At 42.5% G+C, this 17,623-nt stretch carries 17 protein-coding genes; 6 read left to right on the top strand and 11 right to left on the bottom strand.

From position 1 onward, the window contains the following. The first annotated feature begins 204 nt into the window (after positions 1-204). Complete coding sequence (locus tag FS736_RS02260; RefSeq protein ID WP_144474725.1) at positions 205-333, top strand: YjcZ family sporulation protein; 129 nt, start codon at positions 205-207, stop codon at positions 331-333. Between the two features lie 116 nt (positions 334-449). Beyond that, positions 450-1,004, top strand: coding sequence for a peptide deformylase (def, locus tag FS736_RS02255; RefSeq protein ID WP_144474724.1), 555 nt, complete (start codon positions 450-452; stop codon positions 1,002-1,004). A 68-nt stretch (positions 1,005-1,072) separates the two neighbouring features. On the opposite strand, the gene FS736_RS02250 is transcribed toward def, so the two are convergent. After that, positions 1,073-1,843: a Cof-type HAD-IIB family hydrolase gene (locus FS736_RS02250; protein ID WP_144474723.1), complete on the bottom strand. Its 771-nt coding sequence runs from the start codon at positions 1,841-1,843 to the stop codon at positions 1,073-1,075. Positions 1,844-2,472: 629 nt separating this feature from the next. Between FS736_RS02250 and FS736_RS02245 the strand changes: the two genes are divergently transcribed. After that, the gene (locus FS736_RS02245; RefSeq protein WP_144474722.1) at positions 2,473-2,685 is read left to right on the top strand and encodes a DNA-dependent RNA polymerase subunit epsilon; all 213 of its coding nucleotides are present in this window, start codon (positions 2,473-2,475) and stop codon (positions 2,683-2,685) included. A gap of 3 nt (positions 2,686-2,688) precedes the next feature. Then, entirely contained in the window at positions 2,689-4,356 is a 1,668-nt protein-coding gene (gene rnjA / locus FS736_RS02240) for a ribonuclease J1 (protein WP_144474721.1), read from the top strand. Between the two features lie 120 nt (positions 4,357-4,476). Here the strand turns inward: rnjA and FS736_RS02235 are convergent, their stop codons facing one another. The 10 genes from FS736_RS02235 to FS736_RS02190 form a co-directional block, all read right to left on the bottom strand. Continuing rightward, positions 4,477-5,430, bottom strand: coding sequence for a DUF4349 domain-containing protein (locus FS736_RS02235; protein WP_260983506.1), 954 nt, complete (start codon positions 5,428-5,430; stop codon positions 4,477-4,479). Positions 5,431-5,526: 96 nt separating this feature from the next. Next, on the bottom strand, positions 5,527-7,344 hold the full coding sequence (locus tag FS736_RS02230) for an ABC transporter ATP-binding protein (protein WP_395883492.1): 1,818 nt from the start codon (positions 7,342-7,344) through the stop codon (positions 5,527-5,529). A 57-nt stretch (positions 7,345-7,401) separates the two neighbouring features. Next, positions 7,402-9,150: an ABC transporter ATP-binding protein gene (locus FS736_RS02225; RefSeq protein WP_144474719.1), complete on the bottom strand. Its 1,749-nt coding sequence runs from the start codon at positions 9,148-9,150 to the stop codon at positions 7,402-7,404. A 914-nt stretch (positions 9,151-10,064) separates the two neighbouring features. Then, a complete protein-coding gene (locus FS736_RS02220; RefSeq protein WP_144474718.1) occupies positions 10,065-10,508 on the bottom strand; it encodes a TlpA family protein disulfide reductase in 444 nt (147 codons plus the stop codon). 37 nt (positions 10,509-10,545) lie between these two features. Then, positions 10,546-11,670 carry an N-acetyldiaminopimelate deacetylase gene (locus FS736_RS02215; RefSeq protein ID WP_144474717.1) on the bottom strand — a complete coding sequence of 375 codons (1,125 nt, stop codon included), beginning with the start codon at positions 11,668-11,670 and terminating at the stop codon, positions 10,546-10,548. 63 nt (positions 11,671-11,733) lie between these two features. Next, positions 11,734-12,444 carry a 2,3,4,5-tetrahydropyridine-2,6-dicarboxylate N-acetyltransferase gene (dapD, locus tag FS736_RS02210; RefSeq protein WP_144474716.1) on the bottom strand — a complete coding sequence of 237 codons (711 nt, stop codon included), beginning with the start codon at positions 12,442-12,444 and terminating at the stop codon, positions 11,734-11,736. Positions 12,445-12,581: 137 nt separating this feature from the next. After that, complete coding sequence (locus FS736_RS02205; protein WP_144474715.1) at positions 12,582-13,475, bottom strand: LysR family transcriptional regulator; 894 nt, start codon at positions 13,473-13,475, stop codon at positions 12,582-12,584. Between the two features lie 268 nt (positions 13,476-13,743). Continuing rightward, positions 13,744-15,249: an MDR family MFS transporter gene (locus FS736_RS02200; RefSeq protein ID WP_144474714.1), complete on the bottom strand. Its 1,506-nt coding sequence runs from the start codon at positions 15,247-15,249 to the stop codon at positions 13,744-13,746. Positions 15,250-15,306: 57 nt separating this feature from the next. Beyond that, on the bottom strand, positions 15,307-15,753 hold the full coding sequence (gene cbpB / locus FS736_RS02195; RefSeq protein WP_144474713.1) for a cyclic-di-AMP-binding protein CbpB: 447 nt from the start codon (positions 15,751-15,753) through the stop codon (positions 15,307-15,309). A 215-nt stretch (positions 15,754-15,968) separates the two neighbouring features. Further along, positions 15,969-16,205 carry a YkuJ family protein gene (locus FS736_RS02190; protein WP_079508258.1) on the bottom strand — a complete coding sequence of 79 codons (237 nt, stop codon included), beginning with the start codon at positions 16,203-16,205 and terminating at the stop codon, positions 15,969-15,971. Between the two features lie 184 nt (positions 16,206-16,389). On the opposite strand from FS736_RS02190, the gene FS736_RS02185 reads away from it, so the two are divergent. Then, on the top strand, positions 16,390-17,352 hold the full coding sequence (locus tag FS736_RS02185; protein ID WP_144474712.1) for an MBL fold metallo-hydrolase: 963 nt from the start codon (positions 16,390-16,392) through the stop codon (positions 17,350-17,352). Between the two features lies 1 nt (position 17,353). Then, positions 17,354-17,593 carry a glutaredoxin family protein gene (locus FS736_RS02180; protein ID WP_144474711.1) on the top strand — a complete coding sequence of 80 codons (240 nt, stop codon included), beginning with the start codon at positions 17,354-17,356 and terminating at the stop codon, positions 17,591-17,593. Positions 17,594-17,623 lie beyond the last annotated feature (30 nt).

Genomic DNA, 17,623 nt, shown 5'->3' with positions numbered 1-17,623 from the left:
TGCGGCGAGATTTGACAATAGAAATGAAATTCTGCAGTTTTTTATCCATAATCGAAGTGGAAAAGCTTGTCCTTTCCCTAAATATATTCAACCATAATGCTCTTTATGCTTTGGGCTTGAGCCTATACCATCTAATTTCTTTTGCATAGGCTATAGCAATCGACCCGAATTGCGGGCGAATCATACAAAAGAGGAGGTTTCCATATGTACGGATACGGATATGGATGTGGTGGATATCCTGTTGCGGGAGTAGGTTATCGCGGCGGCTTCGCTTTGATTGTCGTGTTGTTTATCCTTTTGATCATCGTTGGATGCGCCTGCTGGAGATTTTAATTGTGAAGAGTAAAGGGAGAAGGGATTTATGTCCCTCTCTCTTTTCATGTTTTCTAGTTAACTTTTCGTAATACATTTGTTAGACTTAACATTATTACATACTAGAGGTGAAATATATGTTGACGATGGATGATATCGTCCGTGATGGACATCCTGCGCTCCGAAAAGTTGCGGAAGAAGTTCCCATGCCTCCTTCACAGGAAGATAAAGAAATACTCCAAAACCTGATTGAATACGTGATAAACAGCCAGGACCCTGAGATCGCACAAAAACATGGACTGCGACCGGGAATTGGTCTTGCGGCTCCGCAGATAAATGTGACAAAAAGAATGATTGCTGTTCATTTGACGGATGAGAAAGATAACTTGGTCAGCTATGCCCTTTTCAATCCAAAAGTCATCAGCCATTCAGTTGAACGATCCTATCTGGCAGCTGGTGAGGGCTGTCTCTCAGTAGATGAGGCAATCCCCGGATATGTGCCAAGATATGCAAGGATTACCGTAAAAGGAATCGACCTTGAAGGAAACGAAGTGAAGATTCGTCTCAAGGGCCTTCCTGCTATTGTATTCCAGCATGAAATCGACCACCTGAACGGAATCATGTTTTACGACCATATCAATAAGCACGATCCATTTGCCGATGTCCCGGATGCTGTCCGGGTAGAACGGTAAAAGCCGAATCTGATTAGATTCGGCTTTTTTTTGTGGAGCATTTTTCGAATTGATTGCTGATTATTATTCTAGATCAAATTCAACTTTTTCAAACCATGCCATATGCCATCATCATCAACATCACGGGTCACCATATTCGCCAGTTCTTTTAGTTGTGGCACAGCATTGCCCATCGCGACACCCGTTCCCACAGCCTCCAGCATTTCAAGGTCATTTAGTCCATCGCCGAATGCATAGACGTCCTCCGGATTGAAACCTAACCGTTCGATCATCTTCTTAATGCCTTCTGCCTTGGAACCACCTGCAGGAAGGACATCAACTGAATAAGGATGCCATCTGATTAAAGTAAATTCCGGGTAATTCTCCCGGTAATACTCCTCCTTACCTTCTTCACAAAAAAGAAGTGTTTGGAACAAATCCCTGTCAACATAAAATCGGTCATCATGCTCCGGATGGGCAAATTTCAAGCCTCCCAGGCTCGTTTCGATAAATTGGTGGTGCTTAACGGATGACTTCATCGTCTGATGATTCATAAATACGACCGGGTGTCCCTGGTCTGCAGCCTCTCTATAAAGCTCCTCTATTTTTTGGTTGTTCAAAGGGTTTTTATAAATTGGTTCCCCTTCAAACACCACGTATTGTCCATTGAAACTTACAAAAGAATCGATATCGAGCTCTTTTCTAAGATTTTCAAACATGAACGGAGCCCTTCCAGTAGCGATTGCTACGAATACTCCATTTCCCTTCAGCTTTTCAATTGCTTCCTTGGCGGAGGCAGGCAGATTTTTATCATGGTCCAATAGTGTACCATCAATATCAAAAAATACGATTTTGCTCATGATATTCTCCTTCGATGCTCTTTCTTATTGAAAGTATTTTCCCAACCATTTAGTTTTATTAAGTAATTCCGACAGTCTACCAAATAGCACAGTACCTGTACAGAAAAACACAGTTTAAAAATGTGTCAAACGAATGACAATTTATGCCATTCCATCAATATCCATGAAAAAATTTGCTATTTCATCATATAATATAAACAAAAAGATAGGAATTTGAAAAATAATCTTTGCTAAACTTTTCCTTGTTTACTTTACATTGGACAAGGATAGTTTAAAATAAGAATTAAGGAGATGATCCACTATGTTAAAGAAGCTCAGAAAGAAGCTTTTGAAACAGTGGAAAGATTTGCTTCGTAAAAAAACAATCGCTTAACTTTTTGAGCCCTTCAAACTTGCGAAGGGCTCCTTCCTTATTGTAAATTGGTTAATAGCGGAAAACACGCACGGTTGATAATAACAATGGTAACATTGTCATTCTATATAGGGCTGAGATTGAATTGATTTCAAAGCCATCAAACATTCCGGCATTGCATATGCTGCAACTTGAGCTGGAATTGTCAGCGAGTGAAATCAGTTCCATGAAGGGCATCTGTAAAATAGAAAAGTTCATTTAAGGAGAGAGATTTATAATGATTTTTAAAGTTTACTTCCAGGAATCCAACAAGCAAGTACCAGTTCGTGAAAAGACACAGACTATTTATGTTGAAGCTGACTCTGAAAGAGAAGTACGGACAAAAATTGTTGACCGCCAGTATAACATCGAATATGTAGAGGCAGTTGAGGGTAATTATTTGGAGTATGAAAAGCAAAAAGAAGACTTTGAAGTATTGGAGATCGAATAATTTATGAAATTCGTAAAAAATGACCAAACAGCTGTTTTCGCGCTCGGAGGATTAGGCGAAATCGGCAAGAACACGTATGGCGTGCAGTTTCAGGATGAAATCATTTTGATTGATGCAGGCATTAAATTCCCAGAAGATGAATTGCTAGGAATTGATTATGTGATTCCTGACTATTCCTTTCTTGTAAAAAACGAGGACAAAATCAAAGGCCTGTTCATTACTCACGGACACGAAGACCACATCGGCGGCATCCCTTATTTGCTTCGTGAAATCAATGTCCCGATTTATGGAGGCAAACTGGCACTCGGCCTGATTAAAAACAAGCTTGAAGAACATGGTCTGCTGCGAAAGGCCAAGCTGATTGAAATCAAGGAAGATGATATCATCAAATTCCGCAAGACATCTGTCACGTTCTTCAGGACGACACACAGTATTCCCGATTCATATGGGATCGTTGTAAAAACACCTCCAGGACAAATTGTACACACCGGTGATTTTAAATTTGACTTTACCCCGGTTGGTGAGCCGGCCAACATTACAAAAATGGCTGAAATCGGCAAGGAAGGCGTCCTATGCTTGCTATCTGATAGTACAAATGCTGAGGTGCCAAATTTCACAATGTCTGAACGCCGTGTAGGTGAGAGCATTCAGGATATTTTCCGGAAGGTGGACGGACGGGTCATATTCGCTACTTTTGCGTCGAACATACATAGATTGCAGCAAGTTACTGAGGCTGCAGTCGCAAATGGCAGAAAAGTTGCCGTGTTCGGCCGAAGCATGGAATCAGCAATCACGATTGGACAAGAACTTGGCTATATCACAGCTCCAAAGGATACATTCATTGATGCTCAGCAAATCAACAGGCTGCCTGCCAACCAGGTCACGATTCTTTGTACCGGAAGCCAGGGCGAGCCAATGGCCGCTTTATCACGTATTGCAAACGGTACCCACCGTCAAATCCAGATTCAGCCTGGCGATACAGTCGTATTCTCGTCATCTCCAATCCCCGGGAATACCATCAGCGTCAACAGGACCATCAATATGCTGTCCCGCGCTGGTGCTGATGTCATCCATGGACCATTGAATGATATCCATACTTCTGGCCATGGCGGCCAGGAAGAACAAAAATTGATGCTGCGACTGATTAAGCCGAAATACTTTATGCCGATTCATGGTGAATTCCGCATGCAAAAGATGCATAGCAAGCTTGCTGCCGACTGCGGAGTGCCTGAAGAAAATTGTTTCATTATGGACAATGGTGAAGTTCTTGCTATTGGCGACAATGAGGTCGGTGTAGCAGGAAAGATTCCTTCTGGCAATGTTTATATTGACGGAAGCGGAGTTGGCGACATCGGCAATATCGTTCTTCGCGACCGACGTATTCTATCAGAAGAAGGTCTTGTCGTTGTGGTGGTAAGCATCAATATGAAGGAATTCAAGATTGCCGCTGGCCCTGACCTGATTTCACGCGGATTTGTCTATATGAGAGAATCCGGGGATCTGATTAATGATGCACAAAGCTTGATTAATAAGCACTTGAATAAAGTGATGGAAAGAAAAACTACTCAGTGGTCTGAAATTAAAAATGAAATCACTGATACACTTGCACCTTTCTTATACGAAAAGACAAAACGCCGCCCAATGATCCTGCCGATCATAATGGAGGTATAGTAAAAAACCGTTGCGACCACCGCAACGGTTTTTTTATATATAATTCAGCTGCATCCACGAAAAAAGCCCGGAGAAAAGTATATGTTCGTTTGTAAGGAATCACAGCATAGTCAGCTTCTGTTACCCATTAGAATCCATATTATTATTTTGGCCAGGTTTATTCTTCTTCCGTACAAAATAAATGATTGCTGCAACAATCGTTCCAACAATCAGGATAATGGGAAGATTGCCCACCAAAAATACGATGATTCCTGACCCGGCAGCAAGCAGAATATTAATGTTATCTGCAAACTGCTTCTGTATTTTCTGCCAGGTGTTAAGATTTTCATTATCGATTTTCGGGACAGCTACAAGAGTTTCCTGTAAAGAGATTGTTACCGTCGAGTATGCAGTCTGATTTTCGAGGAATTTCTTCCTTCCTGCGATCTGTTCGATTTCTTCCTGGACATCGGCCAAATCTGATGAAATCTTCAACAGGTCCTCAGTTTTCTGGGAATCTTTCATGAATTCAAGCAGCCTGGCTTCTACTGCTTTTTTCGATTTCAAGCGTGATTCCAGGTCAACATATTCCTCTGTAACATCCTGACCGCTCACGCGCCGATTATTGACCTGAACAGAAAGTCCCTGTGCATCATTCAAAAAGGCGTGGAAATGCTCCTGTGGAATCCTGAACGTCATCATGCCGCTTTGCTGTTCATCATCATAACGGTTAGAATCAGATTGAACAATATATCCATTGTAGCTTTGTGCCTTCTCTTCGAGTGAATTACGCGCATTTTCAAAGTTTTTCACAGTAATATCCATTTCAGCATTGAATATGACCATCCGCTGGGCAACAGTGTTCTTTTCTGATACACCGTCTTGATTCTCTGTTTCGGATTTATTCCCGGCAGCACGGTCCTGTTCTCCTTTTGCTGAAAAGCTGACCCTGTCCTCGCTGACATTTTCCGTTTCGGCAGACTTAGCGTCTTCCGCATTGTTCATTTCACTTTTTTCACTGGAAGATTCTCCCCCACTGCAGCCAGCTAGCAAAAATAATAACGAAATAAACATAAGCAAGTTTCTTTTCAACAATGGATAGCCCCCTAAATTTTTATCTTTATGTAATAGACGGCCTTTTTGTAAATATGTTACAAAATAAAAAAAGAAAGCCTTCACAAAGAAGACTTTCTATCCCGCATCCAGCATATTGAATTGTGCTTTTACAAGATCATGATATTCTCCCTGAAGCTCCATCAGCTGGTCATGATTTCCCCGCTCAATGATCAAACCATTTTCCAGCACGAAAATATTATCCGCTTCCCTGATGGTTGACAATCGGTGAGCAATGATGATTGCTGTCCTGCCTTTTAACAGTGTCTTGAGGGCTTTCTGGATTTTCACTTCTGTTTCCGTATCGATGCTTGCAGTCGCTTCATCCATGATCAGGATACGGGGATTTGCAAGCAATGCTCTTGCGAAGGATAGGAGCTGGCGTTCTCCCACTGAAAGGATATTTCCACGTTCTTCAACCTCTGTTTTATAGCCATTCGGCAGTTTGGCGATGAAATCCGCTGCCCCTACCGCTTCAGCAGCTGCCATGACTTCTTCTTCGGTGGCATCCGGCCTGCCAAAAAGGATATTATCATAGATCGTACCCGAAAAAATGAAGGTATCCTGCAAGACGATGCTGATATGTTCTCTAAGGCTGCCAATGGAAATTTCTTTCAGATCATATCCATCAACCAAAACCTTCCCTGATGTCGGATCATAAAACCGGCTGATCAGATTGGCTATTGTCGTCTTCCCTGATCCCGTATGCCCCACTAATGCCACTGTCTGGCCCGCCTGCATTTCAAGGCTGATACCCTTTAGCGCAGTCCGTTTTTCGTCATAAGAAAATACTACTTTATCAAATTTAATGTCACCACGTATGTCATCCAGTTCAATTGGATTATCTGTTTCAGAGACAATAGGCTTTTCATCAAGAAATTCAAAAATTCGTTCCGAGGATGCCATCCCCATCAGCAGCTGGTTATACACCTGCCCCAATCTTGATATCGGCTCCCAAAACATCCCTAGATAAAAGGCAAACGAAACAAATACACCGATGGAGATAGTATCATTTTGGATCAGGCTTGCTCCATACCAGATCAGCACTGCGGTCCCAAGGGCATTTGTCAATTCCACCATTGGACGGAACATGGCATTTTTCTGTGAAGCAGACTTCCAGCTTTGGAAGGTCTCATCATTTACACCATCAAAGAAGGCCATATTTTCATTTTCCTGCGTAAATGATTGTGTAACCCTTATCCCCTGAATGCTTTCATTCAAGTGGGAATTCAGCTTTGATTGCTTCATTCGTACATCCTGCCATGAGCGCCTGATATTCTTTCTCAGCTTCGTGGAGATCAGGAACATAATTGGCAAGATGATCATGATTGCCAATGTTAACTGTGGACTCAGCGAGAACAGGATAAAGAAGATCCCGATCAGGAGGACCATATCCATCAACAGGTTGATGACACCATTAGTGAACAATTCCTGAAGGGAAGTGATGTCATTCATGATCCTTACCAGTATTGAACCAGCCGAACGCTGGTCAAAAAATCGGTGGGAAAGATTCTGCACATGGGTGAACAAGTGTTTGCGCAAATCATAAATGACATTTTGGCCCAGTTGATTCATCCAGCGAATCCTGAAAATATTTGCGATATAAGAGGCGGTATATAGGCCTCCGATGATAGCGACAAGCCAAAACAGCATCGTTTCATCCTTGTTTTTCACTGCCCTGTCAAGTGTGTAGATCCCAATCAAGATCGGAATCACAAGCCTTACCGCTGTCGTGATCAATACCATCGCAATCGACAGCGGCACAAGTGTCCTTTTATACGGCATCATATAGCTGAAAAGCCTTAGCATCTGTTTCCAGTTAAAAGGCTTATCGATAATCTGGTCTGTAGAATAGTGAAATCTTTTTAGCACTTGAGAATTATTTTTCCTGCTCAAAAACCTTCCCCCCTGCATTCTTGGTTATTAGCGATTGACGGATTGTGACTCAGGATATCAGCCAGTTTGTATCACCTTTTGACGGTCTTTGAACTGGATATCATAAATCTTTTGATATGTTCCGCCATTCTGGATCAATTGCTCATGTGTCCCGCGCTCGGCAATAGATCCATTTTCGAGTACAAGAATTTCATCTGCATGTTTGAGAGAGGATATGCGGTGTGCGATGATGAATGTCGTCCGTCCCTTCATGACTTCCAGTAATGCTTGCTGGATCTTGAACTCGGTTTCCATATCAACCGCACTTGTCGCATCATCCAGGATTAAAATACTTGGATTGACGCAAATTGCCCTCGCGATGGCGATTCTCTGTTTCTGGCCTCCGGATAGTCCCATGCCTCTTTCACCAAGAATCGTATCATATTGATCCGGAAGTTCCATGATGAAACTATGCGCCTGGGCCCTTTTGCCAGCTGCAATGATTTCATCCATTGTCGCATCCGGGTTACCATAGGAAATATTGGCTTTAATCGATGATGAAAACAAGAAAGATTCCTGAAGGACAATGCCAATATTGCTTCGAAGTGAGCGAACTGAATATTCCTTGATATCCTGGCCATCAATAAGAACCTGACCTGAAACCGGCTCATAGAATCTTGTCATCAGCTGGGTTATGCTTGTTTTCCCTGATCCTGTCGATCCAATCAGTCCAATTGTCTGTCCAGGCTTTGCCTTGAAGGAAATATCATATAAAGCTGCATTTTCATCATCCCCGTAGCGGAGTGTGACATGATCGAATTCTACTTCTCCGGATAGCTTTTCAATCTGCAAAGCTCCCTTCTTTTCTTCAATCTCGGCGTCAGCCTCAAGAATTTCCAATAATCTTTCACCAGATGCCTTTGATTGCGAAAATAAATTCACCACGAATCCAAGGTTCATGATCGGCCACATAATATACCAGACAAGACTGTAAAATGCGACTAGTTCTCCTGGAAGGAGCGATCCGTCCATGACAAGAAAACCACCGTAACCCAATAACAGGACGACGCTTAAATTGCCGAGAAACTCCATGAGCGGAAAATACTTCGCCCAGATTTCAGATGTAAATAAATATTGATCCTTATAATTGCCGTTCGAATCATTGAATCTTCCAATCTCATAATCTTCACGCGACAGTGATTTTACCGTGTTGATTCCGCTGATATTTTCCTGGACCTTCGTATTCAATTTACCAAATGATTTACGAATTCCCCTGAAAGCTGGATGTACCGCCTTGTCAAACTTATATACGACCACTGCAAGAAAAGGAAGGGTCGCAAGTGTCACCAGAGTCAGCGGGATGGAATAATAGAACATCACGGAGAAACTTATGCCGATTAAAAGAACAAAACGAATCAATTCGGAGAACCCGAAGCTCAGAAAAAAGCGGAATCCTTCTACATCAGCCGTCAGCCTCGACATCAGATCCCCTGTCTTCGCATTGTCATAATATCGGAAGGAAAGAAATTGAAGCTTTTCATAAAGCGAATTCCTAAGTTTATATACAGAGTGGATTCCGAAAAGGTCCCCTGTATATTGATAAATATAAGTACAAACCCCTTTAACGATCATGAATCCCACGAAACCAGCTGCCAGAACCGGAATCATCTCATACCTTCCGCCAATGACGGCTTCGTCAATCGTAAGCTGAAGAATCATAGGATACACTACAGTAATTGCTGTTACGATCAACATAAATAAAATCGACCATATAAAGTAATTTTTGTAAGGCCAATAATACTCCTTCAGTTTTTTGAATGTCTCCATTCATTTCCCTCCTTTGGAAAAGCTTAACAAAAAGAAAAGGCACGTATACATTAATATATCGAGTTTCGAAATATTTTTCCAGCTTTTTTTAAGAATTTTTTTATTTTTTTGTATATGGGAATTATCTGACTTTATAGGTAGAAAAATTGGTGGATTTACTTCTTTTGTGGTTGAGTAAGTGAGAAAAACATAGCAACATAAGGGTACCATTAGACAAGAAAGATACCCTTATGAGAGGGAAAAGAGCAACATAAGGGTGCCTTTAGCCGAGAAAGATACCCTTATGAGAGGGAAAAGAGAAACATAAGGGTACCATTAGCCGAGAAAGATACCCTTATCAGAGAGAAAAGAGCAACATAAGGGTGCCTTTAGCCCAGAAAGATACCCTTATCAGAGAGAAAAGAGCAACATAAGGGTGCCTTTAGCCGAGAAAGATACCCTTATGAGAGAGAGAAGAGCAACATAAGGGTGCCTTTAGCCCAGAAAGATACCCTTGTAAGAGAGAAACGAGCAACATAAGGGTGCCTTTAGCCCAGAAAGATACCCTTGTAAGAGAGAAACGAGCAACATAAGGGTGCCTTTAGCCCAGAAAGATACCCTTATGAGAGAGAGAAGAGCAACGTAAGGGTGCCTTTAGCCCAGAAAGATACCCTTATGAGAGGGAAAAAAGCAACATAAGGGTACCATTAGCCGAGAAAGATACCCTTATCAGAGAGAGAAGAGCAGGATGACGCAGAGCGATCCTTAAGACTTGAATCCAAAATGTCCGACAGATTCCTCTGTCGGACATTTCCTTGGCGATTTACTTTGGAAGTTAGACTCGTTCTAGCGAACATTCTCATGACGATTTCCTTGAAAAAAGTCCGAGTTCTCGAACGTAAAAGAAAGATGTTGATCAACCATCATTCGTTATTTTATGTTTCTTCAATTATTCTGACCAGGCGCTTTTCCAGCATCTTCATACCGCTTCCGCCAGCCTGGAAATGCCTTAAGAGGCCATTTTTGTCAAAAAGGTAGTAAGCTGGCACGTACTTGTTTTCAAATGCATCCGTCAATTTAAGATTGTCGTCAATGAAGATGGGCTGGGTAATCTGATGCTCTGCTGCTGTCTGTTTGATTTCATCCATATTCATGTCCTGTTCTGACCGCGGCATATGGACAGACATCACATTCAGTTTGTCATTATAAGTATCTCGGAGTTCATTTACCATTGGCATTGCTACCTTGCATAGATGGCAGCTGATCGACCAAAAGTGAATCAGCGCAGGCTTTTCGCCGACCAGCTGTTCTCTCGTTATCTCACCATTCAGCCATTCAGTGGCTCCTGATATTTCAGGCATAGTCTGACGCAGTCTCATATCGAACACCTCTTTTTGGGAATGATAGATTCTCAATCTATTTACTTTTATATTCGATATACTCCCTTAATAAATCAACGGCGGTTTTGATCGCTTCTTCATCAGGATTCAGCCTGGAATGATGCAGTCCGTAGCCCGAGTTTACACCCAGCCAGAACATGATTCCGGGAATTTCTTTAAGCATATAGCCAAAATCTTCCCCAGTCATTGCTTCCTTACAAACGACCACTTCAATGTTTTCCTTTTTTTCAGCAAAGGCAATGAAGTCACGCGCTATTTCTTCATTATTATAAACCTGGTGATACATGGCACCATAGTCAATTGAGGTTTTGCATTGGTAACCAATTTCAATGCCTTTTACAAGTGCCTCGATTCTTTCCTTGACTCTTGCCATTGATTCCACAGACAGCGTTCGGATTGTACCCTCCAGCCTTGCTGTTTCAGCAATGATGTTTTGAACGGTGCCACCGGTGATTTTTCCTATTGTTACCACCGCACTATCAAGTGGATCGACATTTCTTGAGACAACCGACTGAAGCTGGTTCACAAGTGCACATGCAGCGACAACCATATCATTGGTTTGATGAGGATATGCAGCATGTCCCCCTTTCCCCTCAAGGTCAATGAACAACTCAGATGTATTGGCAAACAACAGCCCTTCCCTTGTTGCAATTGTTCCCACTGGATATTCAGGGGCAATGTGCAAGGCAATGATCAAATCTGGTTTCCATTCCTGCATGATATTTGTCTTCAGCATTGGTTCAGCGCCACCCGGACCTTCTTCCGCCGGCTGGAAAATAAACAGTAAATGATCATCAATTGGGTTCTCGACAAAGTAAGTTATCAGCCCAAGGGCGATTGTCATATGGAAGTCATGGCCGCAAGCGTGCATTTGGCCTTGATGAAGGGATTGGAATTCCAGTCCTGTTGCTTCTGAGATCGGCAGTCCATCGATATCTGCCCTGTATCCGATTGTTTTTTTGGGATTCGTCCCTTGGATTTTGACAAATATACCCGTTTTCCAAGTCTTTACTACAATCCGGTCAAGGGGAAGATTCTTCAGATAATCAAGTAGATAAGCCTGCGTCTTGAACTCCTTGAAACCAAGTTCAGGAATCTGATGCAAATCTCTTCTAATTTTAATGAATGTGTCCCAATTCATATCGTTCTCTCCTTATAAAAGAAAGCGCGGACCAATTATCCACGCTTTCTATCATGCTTGCTATTAAAGCTGGCGAAGTTCCTGCTTGATTTCAGTTTTTGATTTCGTTTTTTCGTCAATTTCCTTAATGACGCGTGCTGGTGTTCCAGCAACAACTGTGTATGGAGGCACATCGTCAATGACAATAGCGCCTGCAGCTACAACAGCTCCTTTTCCTACTGTTACCCCTTCAAGGACTACTGCGTTAGCACCGATGACGACGTCGTCCTCAACCACGACTGGCTTTGCTGAAGGTGGCTCAATGACACCCGCAAGTACGGAGCCTGCACCGATATGGCAGTTCTTTCCGACTGTTGCACGCCCGCCCAGAACGACGTTCATATCAATCATCGTGCCTTCACCAATAACAGCACCGATATTGATGGACGCTCCCATCATGATTACAGCGTTGTCACCGATTTCCACCTGGTCCCTGATGATCGCGCCTGGTTCAATGCGAGCTTTGATATTCTTCATATCCAGCAATGGAATGGCAGAATTCCTGCGGTCGTTTTCCACGACATACTCTTCGATTTTTGCCTGGTTCGCTTCAAGTGCCTGATTGATTTCAGCCCATTCGCCAAAAATGACACCCGTGTTTCCGGAAAAGAATGTCTTTGAGTTCTCTCCGAAATTAATACCCTCAAGATCACCTTTGATATAAACCTTTACCGGTGTCGCTTTTTTGCTATTTTGAATGAACGAAATAATTTCGTTCGCATCCATCATTTTCATAGACTTTACCTCCAATTATGTATGTGTTGTCACAGGCTCTTCTTGTCGACGCCTTGCTAATGTACTAAAGCAATCGAATGAAAACAGCCTTTTCTAAAAATTACTTTAACAAACAAAAGTTTTTAAAACAAGAAAAACTAATTATCGTTTTTCTTTGAATCGACTATGTGTTCCTTGACGATTTCAATAAAGGCCTGAACCTGCTTTAACTGGAAGGCTGATTCGTAGCCAAGGAGCCAGGTGTCCCTTCCTAATGGTTCATTGTTTTCGTCATGAAGCGGTACTTTGAAGATATCCTTTTCAGCCCCATTGAGTGTAATTGCCGGGAGGATGGCGTAGCCAATCCCATTGAAGGTCATTTGTTTACAAGTTTCAATCTGGTCGACAATGATTGTTCTTTTAGGCGCTGTCTGGAATTGCCGCAGCCACCAATCCTGGATTTCCTGATAGTAATTCGAATCACTTTTAAACTGGATGAACGGCCGGTCTGTATCCAGGACTTGCTCCGGACTTGTGATTTCTGTGTCAACCAGGTAAAGGCTGTCTTTGAAAAGGTGGATTTTGACACCCTTCCAGTCTGGTGTTCCCCTGATAATGCCGATGTGGACCTGGTCCTCATAAAGCGCCTTGGATATTTCACTGCTCCAGCCCGTCACGAGCGAGATTTTCGCCTGTGGATAACGGCTTACATATTTCTTCAACACCTGTGGCAGCCAATTTTGCCCGACAATTGAAGCGACAGCTATTTTAAGGGTTCCATACACTTCTGAGTTTAATGCATGGATCGTTTCTCTCGCTTTTTCTTCCCTGGCGATGGTCTCATTGACAAATTGAAGGACGACCTCTCCTGCAGGAGTTAAAGTAAGCCCCTTCTGGGAGCGAAGGAAAAGCTTGGTGCCCCAATCCTTCTCAATTGATTGAAGACGCTGGGACAAGGCTGGCTGTGAGACAAACAGTCTCTCCGCTGCCTTCCTCATATTCATCTCCTGTGCAAGCACTGACAATAAATGAAATTCCGAAATTGATGACATCGCTTACCCTCTTTAAATGTTTTTCAACTATATAGTACCATTCTCATCGATTATTTTATAAGGCTCTTTTCTAATACTTTGTTGCTATTGACCACAATATGGGATTGAATGACCTAGTTTTCATTTAAATACATGCTTATAATCAGAAAAGAGCTTGCATACTTAAAAACGAACTGCAAAATGGCTTTATAGCACGTTAAAATCGGCTTTAAGATTTTAACAACAATCTTTACGAAAACAGACTTTATAAACAAAAACTGCAGAAGCTTCAATCTGCAGTTTTTTCTTCTTTTGGCAGAAATAAGATGAACAGCAAGCTGACGACTGCGAATATGAACACGACAATATAGACAGAATGCAGTGCATTTGTCAGTGCGTCCTGAAGGATCGTTTTCATGCCAGCAGAAAGCTTTTGGCGTTGCGCCTCATTGAGCAGCACATTTGCTGCATCTATCGAAAGATCCTGGTCTTCTGCTCCATGCTTTTTCATATAGCTGAGGATGCTGCTGTTGAGAACTCCGCCGAGCAGTGCTGCACCAACGGTATTGCCAAGGTTCCTCATGAACATATTTGCGGCGGTAGCGATTCCTCTCTGCTGCCAGGCGACCGTACTTTGAATAGAAACAATGAATGCCGTGCTTGTCAGTCCCATCCCTACTCCGACGAAAAACGACCCTGCTGCAGCCCATAACGGACCTGCCTCAGGTGTCAAAGTGACAAACAGAATGCTGCCCAGGATCAGGGATGCTCCGCCAAAAAGGGAAGTTTTGCGGTATCCGATACTCAGTAACAGCCTCCCGCTGGCTGCTGAAGCAATTGGCCAGCCAATCGACATTGCCGTCAGGGTGAAGCCTGCTACGATCGGGGACCTCTCCATGACACCCTGTACGAATGCCGGTAAAAAGCTTGATATGCCAATCAGCATGACGCCTGTAGTCAATGAGGTCATATTGGCAATGAAAATGGATTGTTCCCGCCAAATATTAAACGGCATCATAGGCTCTTCTGCCCTTTTCTCTTGAAGAATGAAGAAAATGAATCCAAGGACGCTCAGGCTGATGAGACCGATTGTTTTCGGTGAAGTCCAGGCCCAGTTCGCTCCAGCTTCTACAAGGACAATCATCAAGGAACTAATAGAGATTGTCAGCAGGATAGCACCCGGATAATCAACTTTATGCTTCTTTTTCTCGATATTTTCATGAAGGTATAACCATAGACCCGCGATTGCGAGTATACCAAGCGGAACATTGATCCAAAAAACATATCTCCAGCTTGCATATTCCACAAGGAGGCCTCCGAGTGCCGGGCCTGATACAGCTGAGATTCCCCAGACACTCGAGAGATAGCCCTGTACCTTTGCCCGTTCCTCCCTGGAATAAATGTCCCCGACAATTGTTGTGGCAATCGGCATGACAGCGCCTGCGCCAAAACCCTGGATGAAACGGTATAAGATCAACATCTCCATCGTTTCTGCCGTACCGGACAGGATGGATCCAATCAGGAACACAATGATACCAAAAGTCAGTATTGGCTTCCTTCCAAATAAATCAGAAAGTTTCCCATAGATAAGGACCGTAACAGCATTCATCAGCAAATATGCTGAGAAAACCCAGCTGTATAATGCAAACCCGCCAAGATCCCCGACAATGGCCGGCATCGCGGTTGACACTATAGTCCCTTCCACGGCTCCCATGAACATGGCGAGCATGACTGTTGCCAGGACATATGGCCGTTTCGTTTCTTTTTTCACAGGCTTTTGTTCAGCTTGTCCCATACTTACACCTCGAAAAGTAAAAAATTCAGCTCCCGTATCCGGGAGCTGCCTCATGCACTATTTTTTATTCATTCTTTTTACTTCGTTCGTCAATTTCTGCAAAACGGTCCGTCTTGTCAGAATTCCTTCAAAAATCCCTGATTCATCTTCTATACATAGAAACGGATAATCTACCAGCAGATCAAGGGAAGATTGTAAATCGGAATGGATATTGATCCTGGGGATTTCTGTGTTCATCGCGGTTTCAACTTTTTTAGTATCAAGCTGCTCAAATTCAATTCTCTCGAGTCCGAGGATGGAATCCATAATGATAGGTGTACTAATCAAACCCATTAAACGATAATGTGGATCCAGTACAGGAATTGCTGTATATCCGCTCTTTGTCAAGACAAGGAGGGCGTGCTCAAGACTATTGCCGACTTGGACGTGGGCTACACGTTCAGAAGGAATCATCAGATCCTTAACCGATAATCCCAGAAATTCACCGCTGTAAAGACTAATCATGGCGAAAACTCCCTAAAATGGATTTCTTTCCATTTCATTTTATCATAAATTATATGGTGGTGCTTTTATTTAGTTTGCTCCAAAGAATAACAAAAAGCGCAAGCGCCTCTTTCAAAGCGTTGGAGCTTGCTGTTATCCACACCTAATTGTTTTTATTATTTCCTAAAGAACAAAAAAGGACCACAAAATGAGGCCCTTTTGTTATGGATCTTTGATTACTGAATAAGGTCAAAGATCTCAATCGTAATCATGTCGATGTTATCGAACTGGTATTTCTTCGGCTTTTCCTTGTCGTTGTAAACTTCCAGTTCATATGTTTCCGTTTTTGGATGGTATGTAACCTGGCATTTACGCTCCCCATTCACTTCAAAAAAGCGCTGGGATGGCTCCCCTCCATTAGACTGCTCTTGCAGATTCTTTAAACGGGTGATGATTCCTTGAAGCTGTGACATTGCTCCCTCTCCTTTCAAGACAAAAACCAATAACTTATCAATAGATTTTGCAATTGGCCTATTTATATCCATGTAAAAATGATTTCAGAATTTTCTATACATAATTCTTTACATGTCAATATTAACAGAATAAAATATTGTCAGACGATGTACAAGTAAAAGCTCTAAGAAAAGGAGGGATTTTTTGAAAAAGCCCGTACAAATATCACAAAATGTCTATCTTATTGATGATTATGATCTCAAGATGGAAGAACGTACAGGAACCTATGTATTGACAGAGGCCAAGGTTACCATTATCGAAACTTCCGCGAGTCCATCCATTCCCTATATCCTTGAAGGCTTGAACACACTCGGAATATCCCCGGCAGATATATCATACATAATCGTTACGCATATTCACCTCGACCATGCTGGCGGTGCAGGTTTGATGCTCAAACACTGTCCAAATGCAAAAGTCATCGTTCATCCTAAGGGTGCCAGACATCTCGCCGATCCTTCCAGACTGATTCAGGGAGCAAAAGCGGTTTATGGCAAAAAGTTTTCCGACCTGTTCGATCCGATTGTTGAGGTACCGGAGGATCGTTTGCTCGTCAAAGGAGAGGGCGATACACTGAAAATCAGCGAGAAGCTGACGCTTGAGTTTCTGGATACTCCCGGCCATGCCAATCACCACCTGAGCGTTTATCATCCTTTAACAAAAGGGATTTTTTCAGGTGATACTGCCGGGATCTTTTATCCGCAGCTTTACCGTGAAGGAATTGAATTCTACCTTCCCACCACATCGCCAAATCAATTCGATCCGGGAAAAATGCTTGAATCCATGAAAAAATATAAGGAATTGGGTATCGAAAGAATCTATTTTGGTCATTATGGCATGTCGGAAAGACCCGCTGAAGCTTTCAGGCAGGTTGAGCATTGGCTTGAAATATTCATTCAGGAAGCAGAATTGGCTTTTTCAGATAAAAATCAACGTGAAAAGCTAGTCGAAAATATAACAAAAAACATTTATGATAAAATACGTACCCATTTAAAACAGCAAGGTCTGGCTGACAGCCATCCGATCTACGAGCTGCTCTACCTTGACATCAATGTAAGTGCGATGGGACTGGCACATTATTTAACAAAACTGAACGGAGGAAGCCATTAATATGAATGACATCATCGTGTATACACAAAATGATTGCCCTCCCTGCAAGATCATTAAAATGTTCCTGACTGAATTCGGTTTTTCTTTTACCGAGAAGAACATCAATGAAGATGACAGCAGCAGACAGGAGCTGACACAGACTTACAACTCCTACTCAACCCCTACGATCGTCATAGGTGAAGAAGTCATCACAGGGTTCGATCTGGAGCGGTTAAAAAAAGTCCTGGATATAAAAGATTAAAGTCGGTTACCTTTGATTCATAATGCTTGC

It is taken from the genome of Cytobacillus oceanisediminis 2691 (assembly GCF_007678455.1).
Lineage (GTDB): Bacteria > Bacillota > Bacilli > Bacillales > Cytobacillaceae > Mesobacillus > Mesobacillus oceanisediminis_A.
This window is presented reverse-complemented; position numbering and strand designations above follow the sequence as displayed.